Here is a 23,019-nt window from a genome sequence, read left to right as displayed (position 1 = left end):
TTGATGTCGTCGATGATGTGGTAGCCGGCGTCGATCGCGCCGTACCAGCCATCAGGCTCAGCCGAAGCAGCGCCGGCCGACAGGGCCAGGGCGGCCGCCGCGCTCGACGCCAGGATCAAACTCTTGACACGCATAGGATGCGGCCCTCCGAGGTTTATTGATAGGTGGGCGATATTCAGTCACCGCCTGAGGCGACCCTTACCAGCGTCACCTTAGCGGGTCGAGCACGAAACGCTCGCTAGCAACTTCAAGCAATACAAGCGTGTTCCAAAAGCTACAAAAGCCAAAAGCCTCTTTAGCTCAGAGCAAGTGAGGGAGCGCCGTCTCCCAAGGTTCCCGCTTCAACGACCTGCGTAAAGGCGGAAACAATATGATACAATGAACTGGCGGGAGCGGCCTCATCAATGAAGCGGCCATTTTCAAGCCTCTTATCTCGCCAAAGCCCATCATCAGTCAGATACGTCCAAACGGCGCGCTGAGCGCGAGCCGCCTCCAAAAGAAAACGTTTCTCTTCTGACGGGCACAAATCAGCAAGAAGCAGGGAAGCTTTCAACCACTCCGTCTGAGGCCATAGACGAGCACGCCGCACACGAACGCCCCCTTCCTCATCCAAAGCGTCTACGGCGACCTGACCGCGCGCATCCACTCCCTCCACCCCGCGGTCGAACAAGGCCTTGGCGGCCGTCAGCCATTTCTGATCTCCGCCGCGACGGTGCAAGCGCGCCAACAACCAAGCCCATTCGAATTGATGACCCGGCTCGACGAGACGACCCTTCTCGCCGGAAGCAGGCGTCCAGTCAGCCTCGAAGAATTCTCTCAATCGGCCGGTCTTTGAATCCATAAAAACAGTCGTGGCCAAACTCGCAACCTGTTCTGCGAGCGCACTCCATGCCGGATCATCGCTGAGCTCGGACCAAGCCAAGGCCGCCTCCAGCAGGTGCATGTGGGCATTTGACTGGTATGGCTGGTCTCCGGCTTCAACGATGGCGCCACCGTCATCCGCCCTTTCCAGCAACCGCTTTGTCACCTCGTGAGCGATCGCTTCAGCACGCTCGTCCCAGTCAACGCCCGCTTTCTTGGCCGTCGCTAGCGCGAGTAGAAGAAAAGCCTGATCATAGACGCGGAAATCCTCGTCCAGAGGCGTGCCATCATGCGCCACCAACGTTCGCATCAAACCGTCCGAACGCAGGAACACTCGTTCCAAATATGCGAACCCGTCCATGATGTTCTGACGCCAGCCCCCCTGCCATCCAAGCAAGCCAGCCTGCGCGAAAACATAAATCTGTCGCGCCTGAACGCGCGCACGTCGCTCCGCCGCTACACTTCGCCCATCAAGATTGAGCAGTTCCGCGAACGCGCCATTCTCGGCCTGGCCCACAGACGACCAAAGCGGCAATGCGCGTAAACGCAACCACTCCCGGAACCTGCGCGCACCAACTTCAAGCGTCTCCATTTCAGGCCTGACGAAGTCGATATGCTGCGGAGAAGACTTTCGCAGTCGCTCAACCACCTTCTTCACGTCTTGAGCGCGAGATAGATCGCACACCAAGACAGCATCGCCTTCAACCACAATGGCCAGATTTCGAACCCCAAGGGCCGCGACGACTACGCCCTCCGGTGCACGCGCCATGCATCCTTCAGCGTCCTCGAATATATGACCGCCGAATTCCCCTTCGCCCGTCGCGGCGACGGCGTCCCAGGCTCCCAGATCCGACCATTGGAAATCGACTGGCAAGACCCAGGCCCGCTGCGTGCGCTCCATCAAGGCATAATCGATCGAAATCTTAGGCGCAGAACGGAAAGCCACGCCAAGCTCAAAGACATCCCCAGCACATCCATTAACGGATGCTCGTGCCGACTGAAGGACATCGGGAGCACAATGCGCGAGTTCAGAAAGCAGCGTACTAGCAGACAGTATGAAATTGCCGCTATTCCAAAGAAAACCCTTTTGAATATAATCTCGAGCTACATCTCGATCTGGCTTTTCAACAAACTGCTTTACTGGAGCAAGGTCACTTGCGGCCGGCTGGATATACCCATACGCCGTCGAGGGCTCGGTCGGCTTGACGCCTAGGGTGACGATATGTCCCTTCAACGCGGCTTCGCCCGCCTGTCTCACAGCTTCGCAGAAGGCGCCATGGTCTGGAATATGGTGATCTGACGCGACAAAAACGTTCACGCCATCCGCGTCGTGTTGTTCCGTCCATGCTGCGGCCGCCGCCATAGCGGCTGCCGAATCCCGCGCCTCAGGCTCAAGCAAGACTTGAGCAACGACGCCGATGTCATGAAGTTGATCCAGAATGGCGCTACGGTGCGCATGGCCGCCAATAACAATAATGCGCCCTCCACCGGAGACCAGCGGCTGCGTCCGTAAAACGGCTTCCTGAAAAAGGGAGCGGTTACCTGAAAGCGGGATGAACTGCTTAGGCCTTGAAGGGCGAGAAGCCGGCCAAAGCCTGGTCCCCGCACCGCCGCACATAATGACAGGATATAATCTCATGATAGGATGCCTAATCTGAATCGCGCAGAAAGAAAGTATCCGATCATAGAATTACGAAAGAATGACGACTTTCGCTAACTTCAACAGCACCTTCGCCCGTGACTCGCGCCGCCCTTGGGGCTATCGAGCGCGCACGATGATAGAGACTGATCGGCAATCCGAGGAACGCGGCTGGGAAACGGCGAAGACGCTCGCCGAGGCCCTGCCCTATATCCAGGTTTATGACCGCGAGACCGTGGTCATCAAATACGGCGGCCACGCCATGGGCGAGAGCGCCGTGGCGAAGCAGTTCGCTGCGGACGTGGTGCTGCTGAAGCTGATGGGCGTGAACCCCGTGGTGGTCCACGGCGGCGGCCCGCAGATCAGCGCCATGCTGGACAAGGCGGGCGTGAAGTCGGCCTTCGTCGACGGCCTGCGCGTGACGGACAAGGACACCATGTCGGTGGCCGAGATGGTCCTGTCCGGCGCGGTCAACAAAGAGATCGCCCACTGGATCACCGTCGCCGGCAAGGAAGCCGACGTGCGCGGCGTCGGCCTGTCAGGCAAGGACGCCGGCCTGCTGACGGTTGAAAAGACCAAGCGCACCAAGCGCGACCCCGACAGCATGATCGAGCACGAGGTCGACCTGGGCTTCGTCGGCGAACCGACTAAGGTCGATCCCAAGCTGATCAAGGGCCTGATCGCCTCGGAGACCGAGGACTGGGTGCCGGTCATCGCCCCCATCGGCGTGGCCGAGGACGGCCAGACCTATAACGTCAACGCCGACACCGTCGCCGGGGCCGTCGCAGGCGCGCTGCACGCCAAGCGGATGCTGCTGCTGACCGACGTGCCGGGGGTCAAGGGCGCCGACGGCGAGATCATCCGCCAGATGACGCTGGACGAGGCTCAGAGCCTGATCGACGACGGCGTCGCCACCGGCGGCATGATCCCCAAGCTGGAGACGGCCATGGCCGCCATCCGCGCGGGCGTCGAGGCCGTGGTCATCCTGGACGGGCGCCGCCCGCACGCCATGCTGGTCGAGCTGTTCACCGAGCACGGCGCCGGCACCCTGGTCAGGCGGAAGTGACGGGTTCGGCGTCGAACACGGCGCCTGAAACCGCGCCTACCGAGATCGGCGCGGACCTGCGCCATGTGCGGTCCTGGGTCTTCGACCTGGACAACACCCTGTACCCGCCGGAGACGCAGTTCCTGCGTCAGGTGGAGCAGCGCATCAACCAGTACGTCGTGCGCACCTCGGGCCTGGAATCGGCCGAGGCTCTGTCGGTGCAGCGCGGCTATCTGCATGACTACGGCACCTCCCTGGCCGGGCTGATGATGCACTATGAGATCGACCCGCATCACTTCCTGGCCGAGGTGCATGACGTGCCGCTGGACGTGCTGGCGCCCGATCCCGGCCTGCACGCGGCGCTGGAGCGGCTGCAGGGTCCGCGCCTGATCTTCACCAACGGCTCGGCCGGTCACGCCCAGCGGGTGATGGAGAAGCTGGAGCTGACGCCCTTCTTCGACGGAGTGTTCGCGCTTGAGGACGCCGACCTCATCCCCAAGCCGGACCCGCGCACCTTCCACAAGATGCTGGCGCGTTTCGGCGTCGATCCGGCGACCGCCTGCTTCTTCGAGGACACGCCCAAGAACCTGGAGCCGGCGCGCGACCTGGGCATGACCACCGTGCTGGTCGGAACCAAGGCCTTCACCGCCGAGGGCGATCACATCCAACACCGGGCCGCCTCCCTCGGCCCCTTCCTGACCACCGCCATGCTGGACGGAGATCCGCAATGACCGACCTGACCCACCTGGAATCCGTCATCGAGGCCGCCTGGGAAGCCCGCGCCGAGGTTTCGGCCGCCACGCGCGGCGAGGTGCGCGACGCCGTCGACACCGCCCTGGCCCTGCTGGACTCCGGCCAGGCGCGCGTCGCCTCGCGCGGCGCCGACGGCGTGTGGAGCACGCACCAGTGGCTGAAGAAGGCGGTGCTGCTGTCCTTCCGTCTGAACGACAACGTCATCATGCGCGCCGGCCACGCCCCCACCCTGCCGCTGTCCGCCGATCAGCCGGTCGCCGTCGGCCCCTTCTGGGACAAGGTGCCCAACAAGTTCGGCGATTGGAACGCCGCCGACTATCAGGCGGCGGGCTTCCGTTCGGTGCCGGGCGCGATCGTTCGCCGCGGCGCCTATGTCGGCAAGAACGTGGTGCTGATGCCGTCCTTCGTGAACATCGGCGCCTATGTCGATGAAGGCTCGATGGTCGACGCCTGGGCCACGGTCGGCTCGTGCGCCCAGATCGGCAAGAACGTCCACCTGTCGGGCGGGGCGGGCATCGGCGGGGTGCTGGAGCCGCTGCAGGCCAATCCGACCATCATCGAGGACGGCTGCTTCATCGGCGCCCGCGCCGAGGTGGCCGAGGGCGTCATCGTGCGCGAGGGCGCGGTCCTGGCCATGGGCGTCTATCTGTCGGCCTCGACCAAGATCGTCGACCGGGCGACGGGCGAGATCTTCCGCGGCGAGGTGCCGGCCTATTCGGTCGTGGTGCCGGGCGCCCTGCCCGACCCGAACGGCGGTCCCAGCCTGTACTGCGCCGTCATCGTCAAGCGCGTCGACGCCCAGACCCGCGCCAAGACCGGCGTCAACGAACTGCTGCGCGACTGACGACACGGCCCTCCGGACGCAGGGTTCAAAGAAAACAGGCTCGTCAATCTCTCCGAAACCGGCCTAATGGCTGAATAGGTTTCGGGAGAGGGAACCATGTCTGTTCAACGCCTGCGCGGATTTGCGATTTCGATCAGCGTTCTGGGCCTGTTGGCCCTGCCCTTGGCGGCTTGCGGCGGAGGAGGAGGAGGCGGCGGCATCGTCACGCCCACACCACCCCCGCCTCCTCCGCCACCGCCGCCGCCCCCTCCTCCACCACCACCGCCGCCGCCGCCCCCTCCGGCGATCCCCGAAGCGACGTCGTCCGAATACCTGCGCAACTGGGGCGTGGGAGACACAGGCGCCTTCCGCGCCTGGCAGCGCGGCGCCACCGGGCGCGGCGTGACCGTCGCCGTGGTCGACAGCGGCATCAAGCTGAACCACCAGGATCTCGGCGCGAACATCTCGCCCCTGTCCACCGACGTGGTTCCGGGCCGCAACCAGCCGCAGGGCACGGACGACCACGGAACCAATGTCTCCAGCATCATCGCCGCGCCGTTCAACAACTACGGCACCGTCGGCGTGGCCTTCAACTCGACCATCATGTCGATCCGCGCCGACGTCAGCGAATGCACGGATCCCGAAGACAAGATCTGCTTCCGCTCATCCGACCTGGTGCGGTCCCTGGACTACGCCGTGCAGAACGGGGCTAAGATCATCAACCTGTCCCTCGGCGGCGAGACGCCGCTGGGCGTCCAGTTCGAGGCCGCCCTGCAACGCGCCGTCAACGCCGGCGTCATCCTTGCCATCGCCGCCGGGAACGAAGCCGGCGCCAATCCCGAATGGCCCGGCCGCTACGCCAGCGATCCCCGCTTCGCCGGGTCGATCATCGTCGTGGGCGCTCATGACCGCGCACGCCAGCTGGGCAGCTTCTCGAACAAGGCCGGCGTGTCTCAGGGCGCCTATCTGACCGCGCCGGGGGTCGACGTCATCGTCGGCTGCGAAGGCGACAGCTGCTGGCGGGTCAACGGCACCTCCTTCGCCTCTCCCGCCGTGGCGGGCGCCATGGCCCTGTTGCTGGAAGCCTTTCCCAATCTGACCGGGCGCGACGCGGTGGACATCCTGCTGCGGACCGGGGCGGACCTGGGCGACACGGGGACGGACATCACCTTCGGGCGCGGCGCGCTGGACATCGCCCGCGCCTTCCAGCCGGTGGGGACGACCTCGTCTCCGATGGCGAACGGCCAGCCGGTGAACATCGCCGTCGAACCGGGCGCCTATGTCGGCGGACCGTTCGGCGACGCCCTGGGCCGCACCGGCGCCCTGGCGACCATCGCTCATGACGAGTACGAGCGGCTGTTCCGCGTGAACCTGGGCGCCGCCTACGGACCCGCGCCGCGCCGCAGCTACCAACCCAGCAACCCGACGCCGATGCAGCAGTCTCAGGTGACGCTGGATGCGCCGGGCGGAGCGCGGCTGTCGCTGGCTGCGGCCACGCCGGTGGCCATGCCCGATCCGGTGGTCGCCCGCTACACCCCCTTCGACGCGCCCTGGCTGGGCGATGAGACGCGCAGCGAGGCCCTGTTCGACGTTCAGGCCGGGCGGCTGTCCTTCTCGGCCTGGCAAGGTCAGGGCGGGGCGCGCTCGCCGTTCCGCAGCGGTTCCGGCGACGGCTTCGTGGCCCTGAGCCAGGCCGACCACGCCCTGCGCGGCGCGATGTCGTTCGGCGCCCTGACCTTCAGCGCCGAGAGCGGGTCCGGCGACCGGCGCGCCCCCCTGCGTCCGGTCGAGCGCGACGCCTCGACCTACGCCCGCGCCGGGATGGACTGGCGCGCCGAGAACGGCGGCCTTTCGTTCAGTCTGGGCGCGCTGGATGAGCGGATGGGACCGCTGGGGGCCTATCTGCCGACGCAGTCGGACTTCGCCCTGCCGTCGCGCACCCGCTTTGCGGCGGTCGGGGCGGACGTCGACCTGGGACGCGGCCTCACCCTGTCGGGCGAGGCGGGGTTCGGCCGCACCGAACTGGAGGGGCGGTTCCTGCAGCTGTCGGCCCCCGCGATCAGCTCGACGTGGCGGGCGTCGTTGCAGTCGACCTGTCCGACGTGGTCCTTCGCCAAGGCCCTGGGCTGCCGCAGTCTGACGTGGGAGATTTCCCAGCCGCTGCGGATCGAGGATGGGACGTTCAGCGCCTATCTGGCCGACGCGCCGCTGGACTATTTCGACCCGGTGACCTTCTCGGAGCGGCGCTTCTCGGCCGCGCCGTCGGGGCGGCAAATCGACTTCAGCGTGCGCAGCCTGCACGCCCTGCCCGGCGGCTCCTGGCTGCAGCTTGAGGCCGTGGCGAGCCGCGAGGAGCAGCACCGCGCGGGCGCCCCGACCGGCTACGCCCTGCTGGGCAGCTGGCGGCGGGGGTTTTGAACACTCACCTCCCGCTCGTCCCGGCGTCCGCTGGGATCCAGTGAGAGCGACATGTGCCCATCTTTAGTGTTCTTGAAGCCGCCAAGCCTTGAACGAAGAGCCTGAAGCCAAAGCACTGGATCCCGGCGTCCGCCGGGATGAGCGGATTTTGGGGCGGAGGAAAAAAGGCCGGCGATCGATCGCCGGCCTTTGTTGTTTCAGCTTGGCCCTTGGAGCGCTTAGCGCTCGACGCACAGGGCCACGCCCATGCCGCCGCCGATGCACAGGGTGGCCAGACCCTTCTTGGCGCCCGAACGCTTCATCTCGTGCAGCAGCGTCGTCAGGACGCGCGCGCCCGAGGCGCCGACCGGGTGGCCGATGGCGATGGCGCCGCCGTTGACGTTGACCTTGGCCGGGTCGAGACCCAGCTCCTTGACCACGCACAGCGACTGGGCCGCAAAGGCTTCGTTGGATTCGATCAGGTCCAGATCGGCGATGGTCCAGCCCGCCTTCTCCAGCGCCTTCTTCGAAGCCGGGATCGGGCCCGTGCCCATGATGGCCGGGTCGACGCCCGCCGTGGCCCACGAGGCGATGCGGGCCAGCGGCTCAAGCCCGCGCGCCTTGGCCTCATCGGCGCTCATCAACACCAGGGCGGCGGCGCCGTCGTTGATGCCCGAGGCGTTGGCCGCCGTCACCGTGCCGTCCTTGACGAAGGCGGGCTTCAGCTTCTCCATCGCCTCGAGGGTGGCGCCGTGGCGGATGTATTCGTCCTGATCCACGACCACGTCGCCCTTTCGGGTCGAGATGACGACCGGGACGATTTCGTCGGCGAACTTACCGGCCTTCTGGGCGGCCTCGGCCTTGTTCTGCGAGGCGACGGCGAAGGCGTCCTGAGACGCGCGGTCGATCGACCATTTGTTCGCGATGTTCTCGGCCGTCTGGCCCATGTGATAGCCGTGGAAGGCGTCGATCAGCCCGTCCTGAAGCATGCTGTCCTTGAAGGCCAGCTCGCCCATCTTCTGGCCGTTGCGAAGCTGGGCCGTGTGCGGCGACTGGCTCATGCTCTCCTGGCCGCCGGCGACGACGATCTTGGCGTCGCCCTGCACGATCTGCTGATAGGCCAAGGCCACGGCGCGCAGGCCCGAACCGCACAGCTGGTTCAGGCTCCAGGCCGGGGTTTCATTGGCCAGGCCCGCGCCGATGGCGGCCTGACGCGCCGGCCCCTGCCCCGCGCCCGCCTGCAGCACCTGGCCCAGGATCACCTCGTCCACATCGGCGGGCGCGACGCCCGCGCGTTCCAGCGCCGCCTTGATGGCGACCTCGCCCAGCTTGGAGGCCGGAAGGGTCGACAGGGCGCCGAGGAAGGAGCCGACCGGCGTGCGGGCGGCGGAGACGATGACGACGTCGGTCATTTTTATTCACTCCCTGGAGAAATTCTTTGCGCGAGGTTGTGCCGCATTCGCAGACGCACGTCACCTGTTGCGATGCAGCAATCAGCAAAACGTCATCGCCGCGCCGCAGCATCCGCCGGGAACGATGCCCCACGCCGTGCTTTCAGAAGGGGAAGGAGACGTGATCTTGCTGAAAGCTATCGCCCGCCGGATCTGCACCCCCGACGATCTGGACATGATCGAACACTATCAGACGCGGGCCGAGCGGCTGGCCGATCTGTGGGTGCATGTCGTGGGTCTGGCGCTGGCGGCGGCGGGCGGGGTGGTGCTGGCAGTACTGGCCAGCGTCTATGCGGGCGTGGGCGCGGCCGTTTCGACGGCGATCTACGCCCTGTGTCTGGTGGCCATGCTGACGGCCTCGACCGTCTACAACCTAACCCATCCGTGCGCGGCGCGGCCCGTGCTGCGACGGCTGGACGAGGCGGCCATCTTCCTGATGATCGCAGGCAGCTATACCCCCTTCACCGCCGTGCGGTTCGAGGGCGCCTGGTCCGTGGGCTTCACCCTGGCGGTGTGGACCATGGCCATCGTCGGCGCGGGGGTGAAGATGCTGGCGCCGCGCCTGTCCGACGCCTTCTGGAGCGTGATCTACGTCCTGTTCGGCTGGGTGGCGGTGTTCGCGCTGAAGCCGATGATCGAGACGGTGCACCCGCTGGCGCTTGGCCTGCTGGTCGCAGGCGGGCTGATCTATACGGCCGGGGTCTTCGTCTTCATCAGCCAGAAGGTGAAGTTCCGCCGCGCCATCTGGCACGGCTTCGTCGTCACCGGCGCGGGCGTGCACTGGGCCGCCGTACTGATCGGCGTGGTGCTGGTCCAGGCCTGAAACGCCGCGGCAAAGACGGGACTCGCCTTCGCGCGCGCAATGCGGGATGCTTGGGCGTTGCAACATCGCGAGAACAAGCGTGACCGACAAGAAATCCGAGGGCGGAAAAACCCGTGACGGCATGGTCGTCATCAAGAAGTATGCGAACCGGCGGCTCTATAACACCGCCACCAGCGCCTATGTGACGCTGGACGATCTGGCCCGCATGGTGCGCGAGGGCGTGGAATTCGTCGTCTATGACGCCAAGACCAATGACGATCTGACGCGCCAGATCCTGACTCAGATCATCTTCGAGGAGGAAAGCCGGGGCGAGGCCCTGCTGCCGGTGCAGTTCCTGCGTCAGCTGATCGGCTTTTACGGCAACTCCATGCAGGGGGTTCTGCCGTCCTATCTGGAGATGTCGCTGGATACGTTCACGCGCCAGCAGGAGCAGCTGCGCGGCCAGTTCACGCGCGCCTTCGCCGCCGCGCCCGGCGGCAATCTGATGGAAGAGGCCGTGCGCCAGAACATGGCCATGTTCGAGCGCGCCATGCGGATGTTCCCCGGCTTCGCCCACGCCCGCCCGGAAGGCGAGGCGGCCGAAGCGCCCGCCGCCGAACCCAAGGCTGAACCGGCCAAGGAAGGCGCGGCGCTGGACGAGATGCGCCGCCAGATGGACGAGATGCGGGCTCAGATCGACCGCCTCGCCCAGTCCAAGGGCTGAGGCCGAGGTGACGGATGAAATCCGTCCTATCGGCGCGTCGGGGCCGCTGAACGACCCCGTCGTGGACGACCGCCGCGAAGGCGACCGCCGCCATCGCGAGAGGCGGCGCGCGCGCGCCCTGGTCCCGACCGAAGCTGAAGCGTCGCAAGAGGCGGCCGATCCTGCCGCCTCCCCGGCAAAGCCTGCCGTCACCCCGCCCCCGCCGCCCGCCGCCTTCGCCGCCCAGGTGCTGGGTCAGTCGGGGCAGAAGCGCGGGCTGAAGGGCGGCGTTCCGGTGCTGGACGCCGCGCGCACCACCTATCTGGGCCGGGAATATTCGGGGCGGCACGACCGACGCCCGTCGCCGGGACGATCGCGCAAGACCGAGATCTGACACCGACTGGCGCCCGACTTGCGTAGGCCAAGGCTCAACCGCCTTCGGATCGCGCCATGCCCGCCGTTTTCAGCCTCGCCGCCCGCCTGCTCGACGTCACCGTGGTGGCGGTGATCTTTCTGGCGTTCAGCTAGGCGCGACGGGGCCCCTGCTCTTCTGCCGTCATCCTCGGGTCAAGCCCGAGGATGACGGCGGTGGGGAAAGGAGGGAACCTCAGAACTCGCTGACGTCCCCCGGACGGCGCGAGCGCGACTTCAGCCACATCACGCCCAGCAGGTCCGAGAAGGACGCCCGCAGCCGCCCCCAGTTGGTGTATTTCGACCGGCCCGTTTCGCGGTGGCGGTGATCGACGTCGAGGTAGCGGTTCTCATACCCCTCGCGGATCATCAGGGCGGGCAGATAGCGGTGGATGTGATCGAAGTAGGGCAGCCGCAGGAAGACGTCGCGGCGGAACGCCTTCAGCCCGCAGCCCGTGTCGTCGGCGTCGTCGCCCAGCAGCTTCTTGCGGATGCGGTTGGCCCACAGGGAGGCCTGGCGCTTGGCGTTGGTGTCCTGACGCTTGGCGCGCACCCCGCCGACCAGGGCGACGCTGGGCGGCGCGGCCAGCAGGGCGTCGGCCAGACGCGGCGCATCGGCGGGCGGATTCTGGCCGTCGCCGTCCAGCGTCACCACGATCGGCGCCCGCGCGGCCAGGACGCCGGTGCGCACCGCCCGGCTCTGCCCCGCATTGGTCCCGTGCGACAGCACCCGCAAGGCGGGCAATTCGGCCATCGCCGCCTGCAGCTCGGCCAGGGTCGTGTCCCGGCTGGCGTCGTTGACGAAGATCATCTCATAGGACCGCCCGGCGAAGGCCTCGGCGATTTCGCGCGCCAAGGGCACGGCGGCGCCGGATTCGTCATGCACGGGCACGACGACGGAAATGTCGGGCGAAGAAGCGGAGCGGTCGATCATCGACGCTCTTTAGCGCACGCCGCGCCTCGGCGAAACGGCGCGTCCACAGCCGGTGAAGAAGGTGAAGCTTCCGGGGGCCGCACCCGGCGTGATACGACAGCGGCATGAACCGCCCGAACCTGGATCATTACATCGCCGGCTGGCGCGGCCCCGTCCTTGCGGCCCTGCTGGCCCTGATCGCCGGCCTGCCCAGCCTGATGCTGTTGCCGCCGCTGGATCGGGACGAGAGCCGTTTCGCCCAGGCGACCGCCCAGATGCTGGAAGGCGGCGATTACGTCGACATCCGCTTCCAGGACGATCCGCGCTGGAAGAAGCCCATCGGCATCTACTGGATGCAGGCGGCGGCCGTGGCCGCGACCTCGGACGTCGAGGACCGCAACATCCAGCCCTATCGCCTGCCGTCGCTGTTGGGGGCCATGCTGGCGGCCTGGGCCGTGGCCTGGGCGGGCGCGGCCCTGTTCGGCCAGAGGGCGGGCTTCCTGGCGGGCGTCATGCTGGGCGCCACCTTCCTGCTGTCGACCGAGGCGGGCATCGCCAAGACCGACGCCATGCTGGCGGGCCTGACCACCCTGTCGATGGCGGCGCTGGCGCGCATCTACATGTCCACGCGGGCGGGCGAGAAGGCGGACCGGCTGCACAAGCTGCTGTTCTGGGCGGGCATCGGCCTGTCCATCCTGATCAAGGGACCGATCGGCCTGCTGGTCGTGGCCCTGACCATCATCGCCCTGTCGCTGTGGGACCGGAACATCAAGTGGCTGGGCCAACTCGGCTGGGGCTGGGGTCTGCCGCTGGTGGCCCTGCTGGTCGGGCCGTGGGCCATCGCCATCACCATCGCCACCGACGGCGGCTTCTGGCGCGAGGCCATCGGCGGCGATCTGGCGCCCAAGATCGCGGGCGCGCACGAAAGCCACGGCGGCTTCCCCGGCATGTATGTGCTGCTGTCGCCGCTGCTGCTGTTCCCCGTCACCCTGATGCTGCCCGCCGCCCTGTCGACCGGCTGGCATCGCCGGGCCGAGCCCGCGATCCGCTTCGCCATCTGCTGGCTGGTCCCGGCCTGGCTGATGTTCGAGCTGGCCCCGACCAAGCTGTGGCACTACACCCTGCCGACCTTCGGGGCGATCGCCCTGCTGGCCGCCGCCGCCCTGACCCAGCCGATCGGCAAGGTCTCGCGCGTGACCGGCGCGCTGCTGGGCCTGTTCGCCGCCGTGGTCATCTGCCTGATCACCGTCTACGGCCTGACCGAGTTCGGCCGTTCGACCGCCCAGACCTGGGCCACGGTCACCATCGTCTTCGCCGTCATGGCCGCCGCCGTGGGCGGCTTCCTGCTGGTCAACCGCGCGGCGATCACCGGGGTGCTGATCGCCATCGTCTTCGGCGTTCTGGCCCATGCGGGCCTTGCCGGGACCATCCGCCAGCTGCGTCCGCTGTCGATCGCGCCGCGCCTGGTGCAGACGCTGGACTCGGCAGAGCTGAACCCGGCTCAGGGCCGCTATCCGGGGCCGGTGGCCATCACCACCTTCCATGAGCCCAGCTTCGTCTTCCTGACCGGCAAGGACACCCAACTGACCGACGGCGCCGGCGCCGCGCGCGCCCTGGCCGAGGGCCGCCCCGCCATCGTCGAGGCTCGCGACGACGAAGCCTTCCGCCGCGCCCTGGCCGATCTGGGCGCCGCCGGGCGGGCCGTCGGCGTGGTCAGCGGCCACAACTATTCCTCGGGCGACGACGTCCGCCTGACCGTCTATGCGCCCGCCGGATCGGGCCAGAGAAGCCTGAGCCAGAGAAGCCCGAACCAAGTGAGCACCCGCCGATGAACCGCCTCATCCAGATCGTCGAGGTCGGCCCGCGCGACGGCCTTCAGAACGAAAAGACGGTGCTGGAGCCGGCCGTCCGCGCCGACTTCGTCCAGCGCCTTGAAGCGGCCGGGGCCAGGCGCATCGAAGCCGTCAGCTTCGTCCACCCCAAATACGTGCCTCAGATGGCGGGGGCCGAAGAGGTCATGGCCGCCCTGCCCCGCACTGAAGGGCGCAGCCGCATCGGCCTCGTCCTGAACGGCAAGGGCTACGACCGCGCCCTGGGCACGGCCGTCGACGAGGTCAACGTCGCCATGTCCGTCACCGACGGCTTCGGCCTGAAGAACCAGGGCCTCAGCGTCGACCAGCAGGTGCAGATGCTGTCCGAGATCGTGGCGGGTCGCGCCAACGCAGAAGGCGCGCCCGGCGCGACGCCCAAGCTGTCGGCCACCCTGTCCTGCGTGTGGGGCTGCCCTTTCGACGGCGAGGTCTCGGTGCAGCAGGTCAGCGACCTGGTCGCCCGCATCGCCGCCCTGGGCGTCGAGGAGATCGCCCTGGCCGACACCATCGGCGTCGGCGATCCGTGGAGCGTGACGAAAAAGGTCGAGGCCGCCCGCCAGGCTGCGCCGAACGCGACGCTGCGCCTGCATTTCCACGACACCCGCAACACGGGCCTCGCCAACGCCTATGCGGGCGTGGAAGCCGGCGTCGACGTGCTGGACGCCTCGGTCGGCGGCATCGGCGGCTGCCCCTTCGCGCCGGGCGCGACCGGCAACATCGCCACCGAGGATCTGGTCTATATGCTGGAGCGCGCCGGCTATTCGACCGGCTACGACCTGGACGCCCTGATCGCTACGGCCCGCTGGATCGGCGCCCAGATCGGCAAACCCAACCCCAGCGCGCTCAGCCGCGCGGGGGGGTGGCGCCCCTAAGATTCGTTGATGTCAGACGCAAACGATCCGTTTCAACGTCTCGCAAACGCGATCGATGTCAGCTTCGGAGAGCTGTTCGTGCGTCGGCAAGTTCATCCCCCGCGACGCGCAACGGTCCGCGTTCGGCACCTTCAGATCAGGGTTGAAGTAGGGCGGCATCTGGTTGATCGGATAGAAGATCGGCCGAGTCTCGATGCCGTCGGCCTCCATCATCGCCATGACCTCATCCCGTGTCGCCTTGACGGCGTCACCCAACATGACGGTGTACATCCAGTAAGCGTGTTCGCAGTCGCCGGCGACGAAAGGCTGTTCGATCAGGCCCGCCAGACCAGCCAGACGCTCCTCGTAAGCCGCTGCGATGGCCCGGCGCTTCTCGAGCGCTTCTGGCAACCGTTCCATTTGCGCCACGCCGATCGCCGCGGTCAAATTTGTCATGCGGTAATTATAACCGACTACCGGGTGCCAATAACGACGATCGGCATCCATGCCCTGGCTGCGCAACAGCCGCATACGGGTGGCCAGATCGTCGTCGTCAGTGGTGACCGCACCGCCCTCACCGGTCGTAACAATCTTGTTGCCGAAGAAGCTGAAGCTGCCGCAGCGACCGAGGCCGCCTACCGGACGTCCGCGATAGCGGGCCCCGTGCGCTTCCGCCGCGTCCTCTAGCACCCAAAGGCCCAGACGATCCGCCGTTTCAAGAATGGGGGCCATGTCCGCCGACTGGCCGTACAGGTGAACCACCATGACGCCCTTGGTGCGGGGCGTCACGGCCTGCTCAATCGCCGCCGGATCCACATTGAAGGTGCGCGGATCATTATCGACGAGGACCGGCGTAGCGCCGCAATAGCGAACACAGTTGGCCGTCGCGATATAGGTGAGAGCCGGCATGATGATTTCATCACCCGGCCCCACCCCCATAGCCGCCAAGGCGAGGTGCAGAGATGTCGTCCCATTGTTGCACGCGATCGCGTGCCGGGTTCCGGCCATTTCGGCGACAGCCGCCTCGAACCGCTCGATGAAGGGGCCCCTGGATGAAATCCAGGTGCTTTCCAGAGCCTCGTTTACATAGACTTTTTCGGCCCCCGAAAACTTCGGAGCGGCCACGCTGATCTTGGACGACATGAAGGACTTCCGGTTAGGCGTGCATGCGGCGCTTCAGCCGCGCGATATCGGCGTCGACCATTTCACAGATCATGGCCTCCAGGCTGATGGTCGGCTCCCAGCCGAGATTGGCGATTGCCTTGTCCGGCTTGCCGAGCAGGACATCCACCTCCGCTGGGCGGAACAGGGCGGGATCAATCACTAGGTGGTCCCCGACCTTCAGGCCAGCATGGTCGAATGCGATGTTGAGCATGTGCTCGACTGTCCAGGTACGCCCAGTGGCGACAACGTAGTCGTCCGCCGCTTCTTGCTGCAGCATCAGCCACATGGCGCGGACATAGTCGCGGGCGTGCCCCCAGTCTCGCTTGGCGTGGATGTTGCCGAGCCGAATCTCCTTCTCGAGACCTAGCTTGATCTTCGCGACCCCGGCGGTGACCTTGCGCGTGACGAACTCTTCACCACGCAGTGGAGATTCGTGATTGAACAGGATGCCGGAGCTGGCGTGCATGCCGAAGCTCTCGCGATAGTTCACTGTGATCCAGTGGCCGTAAAGCTTGGCGACGGCGTAGGGCGAGCGCGGATAGAAGGGCGTGGTTTCGCTCTGCTCCTGGTGCTGGATCAGGCCGAACATCTCCGACGACGACGCCTGATAGAAGCGCGCCTCGCTCTTGAGTATGCGAAGCGCCTCAAGCACGTTGAGAACGCCCAGGCCCGTGACATCAGCCGTTAAGTGCGGTTGCTGCCAAGATGTCGCGACAAAAGACTGCGCAGCCAAATTGTAAACTTCATTAGGCTGGCATTCGGAAATAATCCGCATGATGCTAGACATATCCGCAATATCGCCTTCGACGATATTCACACGGTCGAGCACGCCCAACCACTCAAGACGGTCCAGATGAAGACCACCAGTACTAGAGCGGCGCGCCATCCCCCATACCTCGTAACCCTTGCCGAGCAAAAACTCTGCAAGATAGGCCCCGTCTTGGCCCGTAATTCCTGTAATCAGCGCTCTCGGCACCCACGCCTCCAGATTTAATGGCAGCCCCTCCCTAAACGCCTTCTCTCGCGAGGCCAACCTCACCCTGAAAAAAGAGATCTCGAAATTTGCCAGCTGAAATCAAAACACCTAAGAGACCGCCCATGGTTTCAAGCATCCAGTGAGTTGCAGTTGAAGATCGCGATCCTTCTCCCCGAGAACGCTGGCACCGGCTGGAGATGGCGAGCTCAAAAGCTTGCCGCGGCTCTCTTGCGGGAAAAATGCCCGACGGGGCGCCCAATCGAGGTAGCGATCGGCCTGCCCCGCACGGATGAGACCACATGGCGCCGACAAGAAGCCGAGCTTCTTGAGGGCGCGCCCGGCGCGGTCGTGCGTCATCTCGGCTGGGAGCGCGCGCCTATCGACATGGCCCAACGCATGTTCCCTGATTGCCGCTTCGAGCTTGAAATGGTCCCCGATTGCGCCCTGCCGCGAGACTGGGGTTGGAATTTCGTCGATTGCGACGCGTGGATCGTTTTCGCCGCCTCGGGACAGGGCGCGGTCTTCCACATTAAGCCGACAGCCTACTACGTGCAGGACTTGGCGGAACGTTATGTGCCCCAGGCGTTCGCGCCAGACGTTCACTCCATCTATTGGGTCAGACAGGCCCACGCGTTCCGCTCTATGAGGCAGGCTCGCGCCGTGTTCGTCTCGGACGCATCGACGGCCGACGACGTGTCGGGCTACGCCGGGGTTCGCCGCAGCCGCATCCTGCAAACGCCCCAACTTCTGCCACCCTTCACACAGAAGCGACGCGCCCCGAACTCAGAGCGACAGACCCTGTTGTGGCTGGTCGAGCCCAACGCTCAACATGATCTCGTCAACGCGCTCGAGGGCCTTCGTATCTATCAGGCCGAAGGCGGCACCTTTGACGTCATCGTTGCCGGCGAGGGCGCCTACGCCTTCGATCCCATTGAAGGGCAACTAGCGCTGGCCGACGTGCCGACCCGATCGCGACGCCCGACGACGACCATGCAGTTCGAGACCATTTCCGGCGAAGCCGATCTGCAACGCGTGATCGCGCGGTCTGATTTTATCTGGTCCAGCGCGCTCGCCCAGGCGGAAAATGACGGCCTGTTGCGCGCCGCAGCTGCGGAGTTGCCGTTTATCGGTCTCCGCTACCCCCAAAACGAACATCTCGCTGACAACCTGGGCGTGCCGTCCGTACTGTATGACCGATCGGAAGCCACCTTGATCGCCGACGCCTTGGCGACGGCGGAGCAGGAAGGCGCGCCCGCTCTCCCTCGCCGATCCGCTTCGACGAAGGACGAATCGGACGGATGGAGACCGCTGATCGAAAGTCTGTGGGGAGGCGGTATTGCTTAACGTCGAACGCGCCCAGATCGGCGTATGGAGCGAACTGCCGCCCGGCTCGCGCTGGGCCAACGAAGGTATTTCTCGCATCGTCGGCTTCCTGATCGAAGGTGGCGCCGAGAGCGGCGAGTTCACCTTCCACGTTCTGGTGCCGAGGGGGATGGCTGAAACCGTGCGCACGGATCTGCGCACGCTGCACGCCCGTGAAAACATCGACTGGGTGGTCGATGAGCCTACGCGAGACTTTGAGCAACAGTGGCAAGCCCGGTATTCTCATCAGTTCTCGGGACGCGCCGCGATGCCTGCGCTTCTCGCCGCCTACGCCAATGATCACATCAAGGTCGATGGCTGGATCAACACCTTCCCGCATTTTACGGGATCGCGACTGCTGAAGCAGCGCAAGGTGGCGATGCTGCCGGACGCCATCGCCTATGACTTCCCGATCGGGTGGGACAACGCCCACCACTGGGGTCCGGAGGGTGAGTTCGTAGCATGGCGTAAGATCGCCCACGACACCCTGGCTGACGCCCAAGCGGTCATCGCCCACTCCAAGCATGTGGCCAATCGCCACGGCGTGAAGCTGCTTGGCCTGGACGGCGATCTCATCCGCGTCGTGCCGCACGCGCCGCCGGACTTAGCGCCGATCCTGCCCTTCATCGAAAATCGGCAAAAGACGCCCGAGACGCGCAAGGAAGCCGCAGGCATCTTGCGCGACTATGCAGCGGTCAAGGGCATCGACTATCTGCGACAGTTCCCATTCGAGGAAACGCCGTTCGTGGCGCTTGCCACGCAAGACCGGGTCACTAAAAATGTCGGCCGCGCGGCCGAGGCGATTCATCGAATGGTTCGCCGCGACCGGCAGAACATCAAGCTAGTGACCACCGCGCCGGTCCATTCGGACGCGTCGTGGACGCTCTTCCCGGGCGTCGTGGAGAGCCAGCAAACTCATCGGGACATCCTGTCCCTGCCGGATCTTCCGCGAGAGGTTCACGCGGCGCTGTTCCACTGCGCCTCGCTAATCATTCACCCGACTTTTTACGAAGGCATTGTTGGCACCCTGACCTTCTATGAAGCGGTGAGCATCGGAACGCCCTGCATCATGGGCGTCGGCCCCCATGTAAGGGAACTTCTAGAAACAGCGCCCGAACTCGAGCCGCTGACGTTCGATCCGTATGACATCGAGGCGATGATCGCCCTGATCCGCAACGTCATGTCTGATCCTGACAAGGCATGGCGCCTTCAGGTGCCTGCCTACGAAAATCGCCGCAAGCGCGGCTGGGACCAGGTCGCGCGGGCCTATGCGCAGGCGGCTCTCGGCACGGATCGCCAGGAGAAGCAGTGCGCATGACCGCCACTGGCAAAACGCAGACGCCCGCCTCGAAACGCGTCTCCGTCGGCGTCTGGACCGAGTGGGTTCCGGGCGCTCGATGGACCAACGAAGGCATGACGCGCCTACTAGGCTACATCATCGAAGGCGCGGCCCAGAGCGGAGAGTTTATTTTCCGCATCATCATGATCGACCCCCTGCGAGAAGAGGTTCGCAAGGATCTCGCGACGCTGTCCGCAGTAGAGGGCGTGGACTACACGATCGAATGTCCCAATGACTCAGCCGTCTCCAACAGCTTCTCCGAGTTGGCTACGTTCGCAAACAGAAATGTGCCTGTCGAGGGCTGGATCGTGCTCTATCCGCAGTTCCAACATGCCCTTCTGCTCGACGCGCCGGTAGCGGCGATCTTCCCTGACGGGATTCCGGTCGCCTACCCCACGGTCGATGCAGGCGCATGGGGGCCGGCCGGTTACCATGTTCGCTGGCGAGACGCCGTAAAGACGATGCTCGACGGCGCCGACCGCGTCATCACCTTCTCGGAGCATGTCGCCAAGGATCACGGCGAGCGCCTTTTCGGCGTTCCTGCCGAGAAGGTCCGAGTCGTACCCCACGCACCGCCCGACCTGCAACATCTGGCACCCTACGCCCCCAAACGGCAGCGGACGCCCGAAAGTCGCCGCGCTGCGGCGGATTTACTCCGCGCCTATGCAACAAAGCACGGCATCGGGCATCTAGCCAACTTCCCCTTCGAGGAAGTCGACTATGTGGCGATTTCGACCCAGGACCGCGTTACGAAAAACATCCGCATCATCGCCGAGGCCGTACGCCGACTCGTTCGCGAGGAGCGCGTCAACATCAAGATGTTCATGACGGCGCCGATTCATTTCGGCGCGACCTGGACGCCGCTGCCCGCCCTGCTCGAGCGCGAAATGTTCGCAGCCGACCTCATTTCCATGACGGACCTGCCTCGGGACGTCCACGCCGCCTTCTATCATTGCGCCGCTGTCGCCGTGCACTCCTCGATCTTCGAAGGCGGGCGAGGCGTGTTTCCCTATTATGAAGCGGTCAGCGTCGGCACGCCCTGCTTGATGGGAGATGGCCCCCACACGAAAGAGTTGATCGCCGGATCGCCGGGGCTGGCGCCTTGGGTTTTCGACCCGAACGACGCCGTGGGCTTGGCAAAGTTGATTCAGAGCGTGCTCGCAAACAGGGACGCCGTTCAGGCCAAGCAACTGGCCGAATACGAAATTCTAAGCAAGCGCACATGGCAAGATGTCGCCCGCGACTACGTCGCTGCGGCGACAATCGGCGAATTCGACCGGACCTCGCGCCGTCGCGGCGGCGCGCGCTGAATCAAGGCCTGACAGCGAACTGTCTGGAATTTGTAAGCGCAGCTTTCCAAAGCCGACAGGGCGCTTTAACTAGCCAATCGTCAGAATCTCAACGCGAGATCAGGCGCGACGGATGGGTTTATATGACTAAACAAATTCACTCGGGTCGAGGACGTACCGCAGCGAAATCCGAATCGAATGCCTCCATCGCACTCGAGATTCTGTCTGTGATCGACGCATCCGCCGAAAAGCTTCGCGCCGCGTTGACATCAGTGGGCAGCGACGCCGTGCCTCCGGCCCTGCGTCGCTCGATTCAGAGCCTTCTCAAGTCCATCGCAGAGGCGAACCTATCCGAAGCGGCGAGTCGAACAGTTTCTACTGGAGATGCGGCAACGGGGCGGAGCGCCGAACAAGCTCGTCGCATCGCGCGTCTCTTTGAAGAACATTTGGACCTTGAACAAGAGCTTCAGGCCAACGCCGCACGCCACCGCAGCCAACTGGCTTTACTGAGCGCGACGACACGGGCCGACCTTGACCTAAAGGCCGAGTTGGAGACCGAACGCGAACGCCGTAAGGCGCTCGAGATTATGCGCATCGAGCATCTCAATCGTATCGCCCAGCTCGTGGATGAGCGCGCCGATCTGGAGAACGAACTTCAGGCCAACGCTGCGCGTCATCGCAAGCAACTGGTGTCGGCCCCGTCGCAAGCAACCCGCCCAGAGCCTTCACAACCAGTCGCAACGTCTGCCGCGTCCCCGATCGCCGCAGGAGAGGATTTGCCGCAGTTCACTCGCCAAGGACGGCTTGATACGGCCAAGGCCCGAAGCATGCAAATCGCTGCGCGCGAAGCCTTCAAGGCGGCCCGTTGGTCTGACGCCGTCGCCCTTTATCGCAGCTACCTATCCTATCATCCGCGTCGCCCCGCGCCGTGGAAGCAGTTCGCGCACGCCCTGAAGGAAAACGGGCAGGTTGATCTCGCTGAGAGGGCCTATTTCAGATCGCTCGCGATTGATCCTTCGGACGTCGATACGGCGCTGCATCTCGGTCATCTGCTCAAGAACCGGGGCAAGAGCGATCTGGCCGCCGAAGTCTTCATGGGCGGCCTCAAGGTCCGCCCCGACCACATCGAACTGCGCCACAGCCTCGGAGATCTAGGACGCCAGTTGCCGGAGCTGACGACACGCCCCCCCACGCCGCCGACGCCCACCGGTTTTCAGGCCTGGTTGCTCCGGCAGAAGATCGTCCAGGCACAGAAGTCGATGAAAGCTCGGCGCTGGCACGAAGCCGCCGAACGCTACCGCAAGCTTGCGGATCAACGTCAGGACGGACGTCTCATTGTTCAGTACGGTCACGCCCTGAAGGAAAGCGGCGATCTGGCTGGCGCCGAACAGGCCTATCGCCGCGCGCTCGACCTGATCCCCCTGAGTTCCGACGCCTGGCTTCAGCTTGGACACACCCTCAAGCTCAAGGGCGACCTCGCCGGAGCGCTCAACGCCTATGACACCGCCGTCCGGCTAGGCCCGGACAATGCGGATGCGCTCAGGGAAATCTGACATGACATCCGTGAGCGTTCCCAAGCGCACAATGATGTCTCATATCGAAACGCATATCAAAATCATCGGCGCGCTGATGATGCGGGAAACCATCACCCGGTACGGACGCCAGGGGCTGGGGCTGCTCTGGCTGATTGGCGAGCCGCTGCTCTTTTGCTTCGGGGTGATCCTCATGTGGTCACTCATCAAGCCTCCGTACGAGCACGGAATCCGCATCGCCGCCTTCGTGATGACTGGTTACAGCTGCCTCTTGCTGCTGCGACATCTAGTGGCTGCGAATCTCAACGCGTTGCAAGCTAACGTTGGGCTTCTGTACCATCGCAAGATCTCGGTTCTGCATATTTACGCGTCCCGTTGCGCCCTTGAAATTTTAAGTACGACGCTGTCCTTCATCGTCGTCTATTTCGCCTTGGTGGTCACGGAACAGATGACACTGCCGGATGATCCTATGCTGCTCTATGGCGGCTGGATGTTGCTAAGCTGGATCGGCGTGGGCCTGGCTCTTTGCTTCGCCGGGCTGGCGTTGCGATCTGAACTGTTCGAACGCATCGCTCCCCTGCTTTCCTACGGGCTGATCCCGCTGTCGGGCGTATTCGTCATGATGGCCTGGCTCCCGCCCCACTATCGCGACGCCATCATGGCGGTGCCGATCGTGCACGCGGTCGAAATGGTCAGGGGCGGCGTCTTTGGCAGCGCGGTGAAACCATATTATAATCCGACCTACGCCATAGCCTGGGCCGCTGGCCTCACTCTCGCCGGGTTGCTTCTTATCGCGCCGGCCAAAAAACACGTTGATTTAGAATAGCCTCGGCTTGG

Annotated in this window: 19 protein-coding genes; 14 read left to right on the top strand and 5 right to left on the bottom strand. The window is 65.1% G+C overall.

Annotation, left to right across the window (positions count from 1 at the left end; translation table 11 throughout):
* Window positions 1-295 precede the first annotated feature (295 nt).
* A complete protein-coding gene (locus AC3A3G_RS15290; RefSeq protein WP_315026107.1) occupies window positions 296-2,500 on the bottom strand; it encodes an AGE family epimerase/isomerase in 2,205 nt (734 codons plus the stop codon).
* Window positions 2,501-2,636: 136 nt separating this feature from the next.
* On the opposite strand from AC3A3G_RS15290, the gene argB reads away from it, so the two are divergent.
* The 4 genes from argB to AC3A3G_RS15270 all read left to right on the top strand — a co-directional run bounded on the left by argB (window position 2,637) and on the right by AC3A3G_RS15270 (window position 7,539).
* Window positions 2,637-3,566 carry an acetylglutamate kinase gene (gene argB / locus AC3A3G_RS15285; RefSeq protein WP_003163944.1) on the top strand — a complete coding sequence of 310 codons (930 nt, stop codon included), beginning with the start codon at window positions 2,637-2,639 and terminating at the stop codon, window positions 3,564-3,566.
* Complete coding sequence (locus AC3A3G_RS15280) at window positions 3,563-4,276, top strand: pyrimidine 5'-nucleotidase (RefSeq protein WP_200216636.1); 714 nt, start codon at window positions 3,563-3,565, stop codon at window positions 4,274-4,276. The genes argB and AC3A3G_RS15280 overlap by 4 nt, the downstream gene beginning before the upstream one ends.
* Window positions 4,273-5,142 carry a 2,3,4,5-tetrahydropyridine-2,6-dicarboxylate N-succinyltransferase gene (gene dapD / locus AC3A3G_RS15275; protein ID WP_487488627.1) on the top strand — a complete coding sequence of 290 codons (870 nt, stop codon included), beginning with the start codon at window positions 4,273-4,275 and terminating at the stop codon, window positions 5,140-5,142. Before AC3A3G_RS15280 ends, dapD begins: the two co-directional genes overlap by 4 nt.
* 96 nt (window positions 5,143-5,238) lie before the next feature.
* Window positions 5,239-7,539, top strand: coding sequence for a S8 family peptidase (locus tag AC3A3G_RS15270; RefSeq protein WP_487488626.1), 2,301 nt, complete (start codon window positions 5,239-5,241; stop codon window positions 7,537-7,539).
* 218 nt (window positions 7,540-7,757) lie between these two features.
* On the opposite strand, the gene AC3A3G_RS15265 is transcribed toward AC3A3G_RS15270, so the two are convergent.
* On the bottom strand, window positions 7,758-8,930 hold the full coding sequence (locus AC3A3G_RS15265) for an acetyl-CoA C-acetyltransferase (protein WP_487488625.1): 1,173 nt from the start codon (window positions 8,928-8,930) through the stop codon (window positions 7,758-7,760).
* Between the two features lie 166 nt (window positions 8,931-9,096).
* On the opposite strand from AC3A3G_RS15265, the gene trhA reads away from it, so the two are divergent.
* The 3 genes from trhA to AC3A3G_RS15250 all read left to right on the top strand — a co-directional run bounded on the left by trhA (window position 9,097) and on the right by AC3A3G_RS15250 (window position 10,868).
* Window positions 9,097-9,792, top strand: a complete 696-nt coding sequence (gene trhA / locus AC3A3G_RS15260; RefSeq protein ID WP_200168554.1) for a PAQR family membrane homeostasis protein TrhA — start codon at window positions 9,097-9,099, stop codon at window positions 9,790-9,792.
* A 121-nt stretch (window positions 9,793-9,913) separates the two neighbouring features.
* Window positions 9,914-10,495 carry a polyhydroxyalkanoate synthesis repressor PhaR gene (gene phaR, locus AC3A3G_RS15255; RefSeq protein WP_200168587.1) on the top strand — a complete coding sequence of 194 codons (582 nt, stop codon included), beginning with the start codon at window positions 9,914-9,916 and terminating at the stop codon, window positions 10,493-10,495.
* A gap of 7 nt (window positions 10,496-10,502) precedes the next feature.
* The gene (locus AC3A3G_RS15250) at window positions 10,503-10,868 is read left to right on the top strand and encodes a hypothetical protein (protein WP_125902062.1); all 366 of its coding nucleotides are present in this window, start codon (window positions 10,503-10,505) and stop codon (window positions 10,866-10,868) included.
* A gap of 213 nt (window positions 10,869-11,081) precedes the next feature.
* Here AC3A3G_RS15250 and AC3A3G_RS15245 read toward each other — a convergent pair whose 3' ends face one another.
* Complete coding sequence (locus AC3A3G_RS15245) at window positions 11,082-11,819, bottom strand: glycosyltransferase family 2 protein (protein ID WP_087141108.1); 738 nt, start codon at window positions 11,817-11,819, stop codon at window positions 11,082-11,084.
* Between the two features lie 104 nt (window positions 11,820-11,923).
* Between AC3A3G_RS15245 and AC3A3G_RS15240 the strand changes: the two genes are divergently transcribed.
* Together AC3A3G_RS15240 and AC3A3G_RS15235 are read left to right on the top strand one after the other, a co-directional pair.
* Window positions 11,924-13,630: an ArnT family glycosyltransferase gene (locus AC3A3G_RS15240; protein WP_487488624.1), complete on the top strand. Its 1,707-nt coding sequence runs from the start codon at window positions 11,924-11,926 to the stop codon at window positions 13,628-13,630.
* On the top strand, window positions 13,627-14,541 hold the full coding sequence (locus AC3A3G_RS15235) for a hydroxymethylglutaryl-CoA lyase (protein ID WP_487488623.1): 915 nt from the start codon (window positions 13,627-13,629) through the stop codon (window positions 14,539-14,541). Before AC3A3G_RS15240 ends, AC3A3G_RS15235 begins: the two co-directional genes overlap by 4 nt.
* 12 nt (window positions 14,542-14,553) lie before the next feature.
* On the opposite strand, the gene AC3A3G_RS15230 is transcribed toward AC3A3G_RS15235, so the two are convergent.
* A complete protein-coding gene (locus AC3A3G_RS15230) occupies window positions 14,554-15,663 on the bottom strand; it encodes a DegT/DnrJ/EryC1/StrS family aminotransferase (protein ID WP_487488622.1) in 1,110 nt (369 codons plus the stop codon).
* A 13-nt stretch (window positions 15,664-15,676) separates the two neighbouring features.
* Window positions 15,677-16,660 carry a GDP-mannose 4,6-dehydratase gene (gene gmd, locus AC3A3G_RS15225; protein ID WP_487488621.1) on the bottom strand — a complete coding sequence of 328 codons (984 nt, stop codon included), beginning with the start codon at window positions 16,658-16,660 and terminating at the stop codon, window positions 15,677-15,679.
* Between the two features lie 150 nt (window positions 16,661-16,810).
* Between gmd and AC3A3G_RS15220 the strand changes: the two genes are divergently transcribed.
* The 5 genes from AC3A3G_RS15220 (at window position 16,811) to AC3A3G_RS15200 (ending at window position 23,008) form a co-directional block, all read left to right on the top strand.
* Window positions 16,811-18,004 carry a glycosyltransferase family protein gene (locus AC3A3G_RS15220; RefSeq protein WP_487488620.1) on the top strand — a complete coding sequence of 398 codons (1,194 nt, stop codon included), beginning with the start codon at window positions 16,811-16,813 and terminating at the stop codon, window positions 18,002-18,004.
* Window positions 17,997-19,340, top strand: coding sequence for a glycosyltransferase family protein (locus tag AC3A3G_RS15215; protein WP_487488619.1), 1,344 nt, complete (start codon window positions 17,997-17,999; stop codon window positions 19,338-19,340). Before AC3A3G_RS15220 ends, AC3A3G_RS15215 begins: the two co-directional genes overlap by 8 nt.
* Entirely contained in the window at window positions 19,337-20,671 is a 1,335-nt protein-coding gene (locus tag AC3A3G_RS15210; protein WP_487488618.1) for a glycosyltransferase family protein, read from the top strand. The genes AC3A3G_RS15215 and AC3A3G_RS15210 overlap by 4 nt, the downstream gene beginning before the upstream one ends.
* Window positions 20,672-20,793: 122 nt before the next feature.
* A complete protein-coding gene (locus AC3A3G_RS15205) occupies window positions 20,794-22,203 on the top strand; it encodes a tetratricopeptide repeat protein (RefSeq protein WP_487488617.1) in 1,410 nt (469 codons plus the stop codon).
* A gap of 1 nt (window position 22,204) precedes the next feature.
* Window positions 22,205-23,008 (top strand): ABC transporter permease, encoded by an 804-nt coding sequence (locus AC3A3G_RS15200; protein ID WP_487488616.1) that lies wholly within the window; start codon window positions 22,205-22,207, stop codon window positions 23,006-23,008.
* The last annotated feature ends 11 nt before the right edge of the window (window positions 23,009-23,019 follow it).

This window comes from Brevundimonas sp. Soil_N_31 (genome assembly GCF_057655995.1).
The sequence above is the reverse complement of the archived record's forward strand: the minus strand, read 5'-3'. Positions and strand labels throughout refer to the sequence as shown.

Excerpts from the sequence above, each read along its gene's own strand:
- AC3A3G_RS15230 (WP_487488622.1), bottom strand. The coding sequence starts at position 15,663 with ATGTCGTCCAAGATCAGCGTGGCCGCTCCGAAGTTTTCGGGGGCCGAA.
- phaR (WP_200168587.1), top strand. The coding sequence starts at position 9,914 with ATGGTCGTCATCAAGAAGTATGCGAACCGGCGGCTCTATAACACCGCC.
- AC3A3G_RS15210 (WP_487488618.1), top strand. The coding sequence starts at position 19,337 with ATGACCGCCACTGGCAAAACGCAGACGCCCGCCTCGAAACGCGTCTCC.
- AC3A3G_RS15290 (WP_315026107.1), bottom strand. The coding sequence starts at position 2,500 with ATGAGATTATATCCTGTCATTATGTGCGGCGGTGCGGGGACCAGGCTT.
- AC3A3G_RS15245 (WP_087141108.1), bottom strand. The coding sequence starts at position 11,819 with ATGATCGACCGCTCCGCTTCTTCGCCCGACATTTCCGTCGTCGTGCCC.
- AC3A3G_RS15265 (WP_487488625.1), bottom strand. The coding sequence starts at position 8,930 with ATGACCGACGTCGTCATCGTCTCCGCCGCCCGCACGCCGGTCGGCTCC.
- AC3A3G_RS15205 (WP_487488617.1), top strand. The coding sequence starts at position 20,794 with ATGACTAAACAAATTCACTCGGGTCGAGGACGTACCGCAGCGAAATCC.
- dapD (WP_487488627.1), top strand. The coding sequence starts at position 4,273 with ATGACCGACCTGACCCACCTGGAATCCGTCATCGAGGCCGCCTGGGAA.
- AC3A3G_RS15235 (WP_487488623.1), top strand. The coding sequence starts at position 13,627 with ATGAACCGCCTCATCCAGATCGTCGAGGTCGGCCCGCGCGACGGCCTT.
- AC3A3G_RS15270 (WP_487488626.1), top strand. The coding sequence starts at position 5,239 with ATGTCTGTTCAACGCCTGCGCGGATTTGCGATTTCGATCAGCGTTCTG.
- AC3A3G_RS15200 (WP_487488616.1), top strand. The coding sequence starts at position 22,205 with ATGACATCCGTGAGCGTTCCCAAGCGCACAATGATGTCTCATATCGAA.
- AC3A3G_RS15240 (WP_487488624.1), top strand. The coding sequence starts at position 11,924 with ATGAACCGCCCGAACCTGGATCATTACATCGCCGGCTGGCGCGGCCCC.
- argB (WP_003163944.1), top strand. The coding sequence starts at position 2,637 with ATGATAGAGACTGATCGGCAATCCGAGGAACGCGGCTGGGAAACGGCG.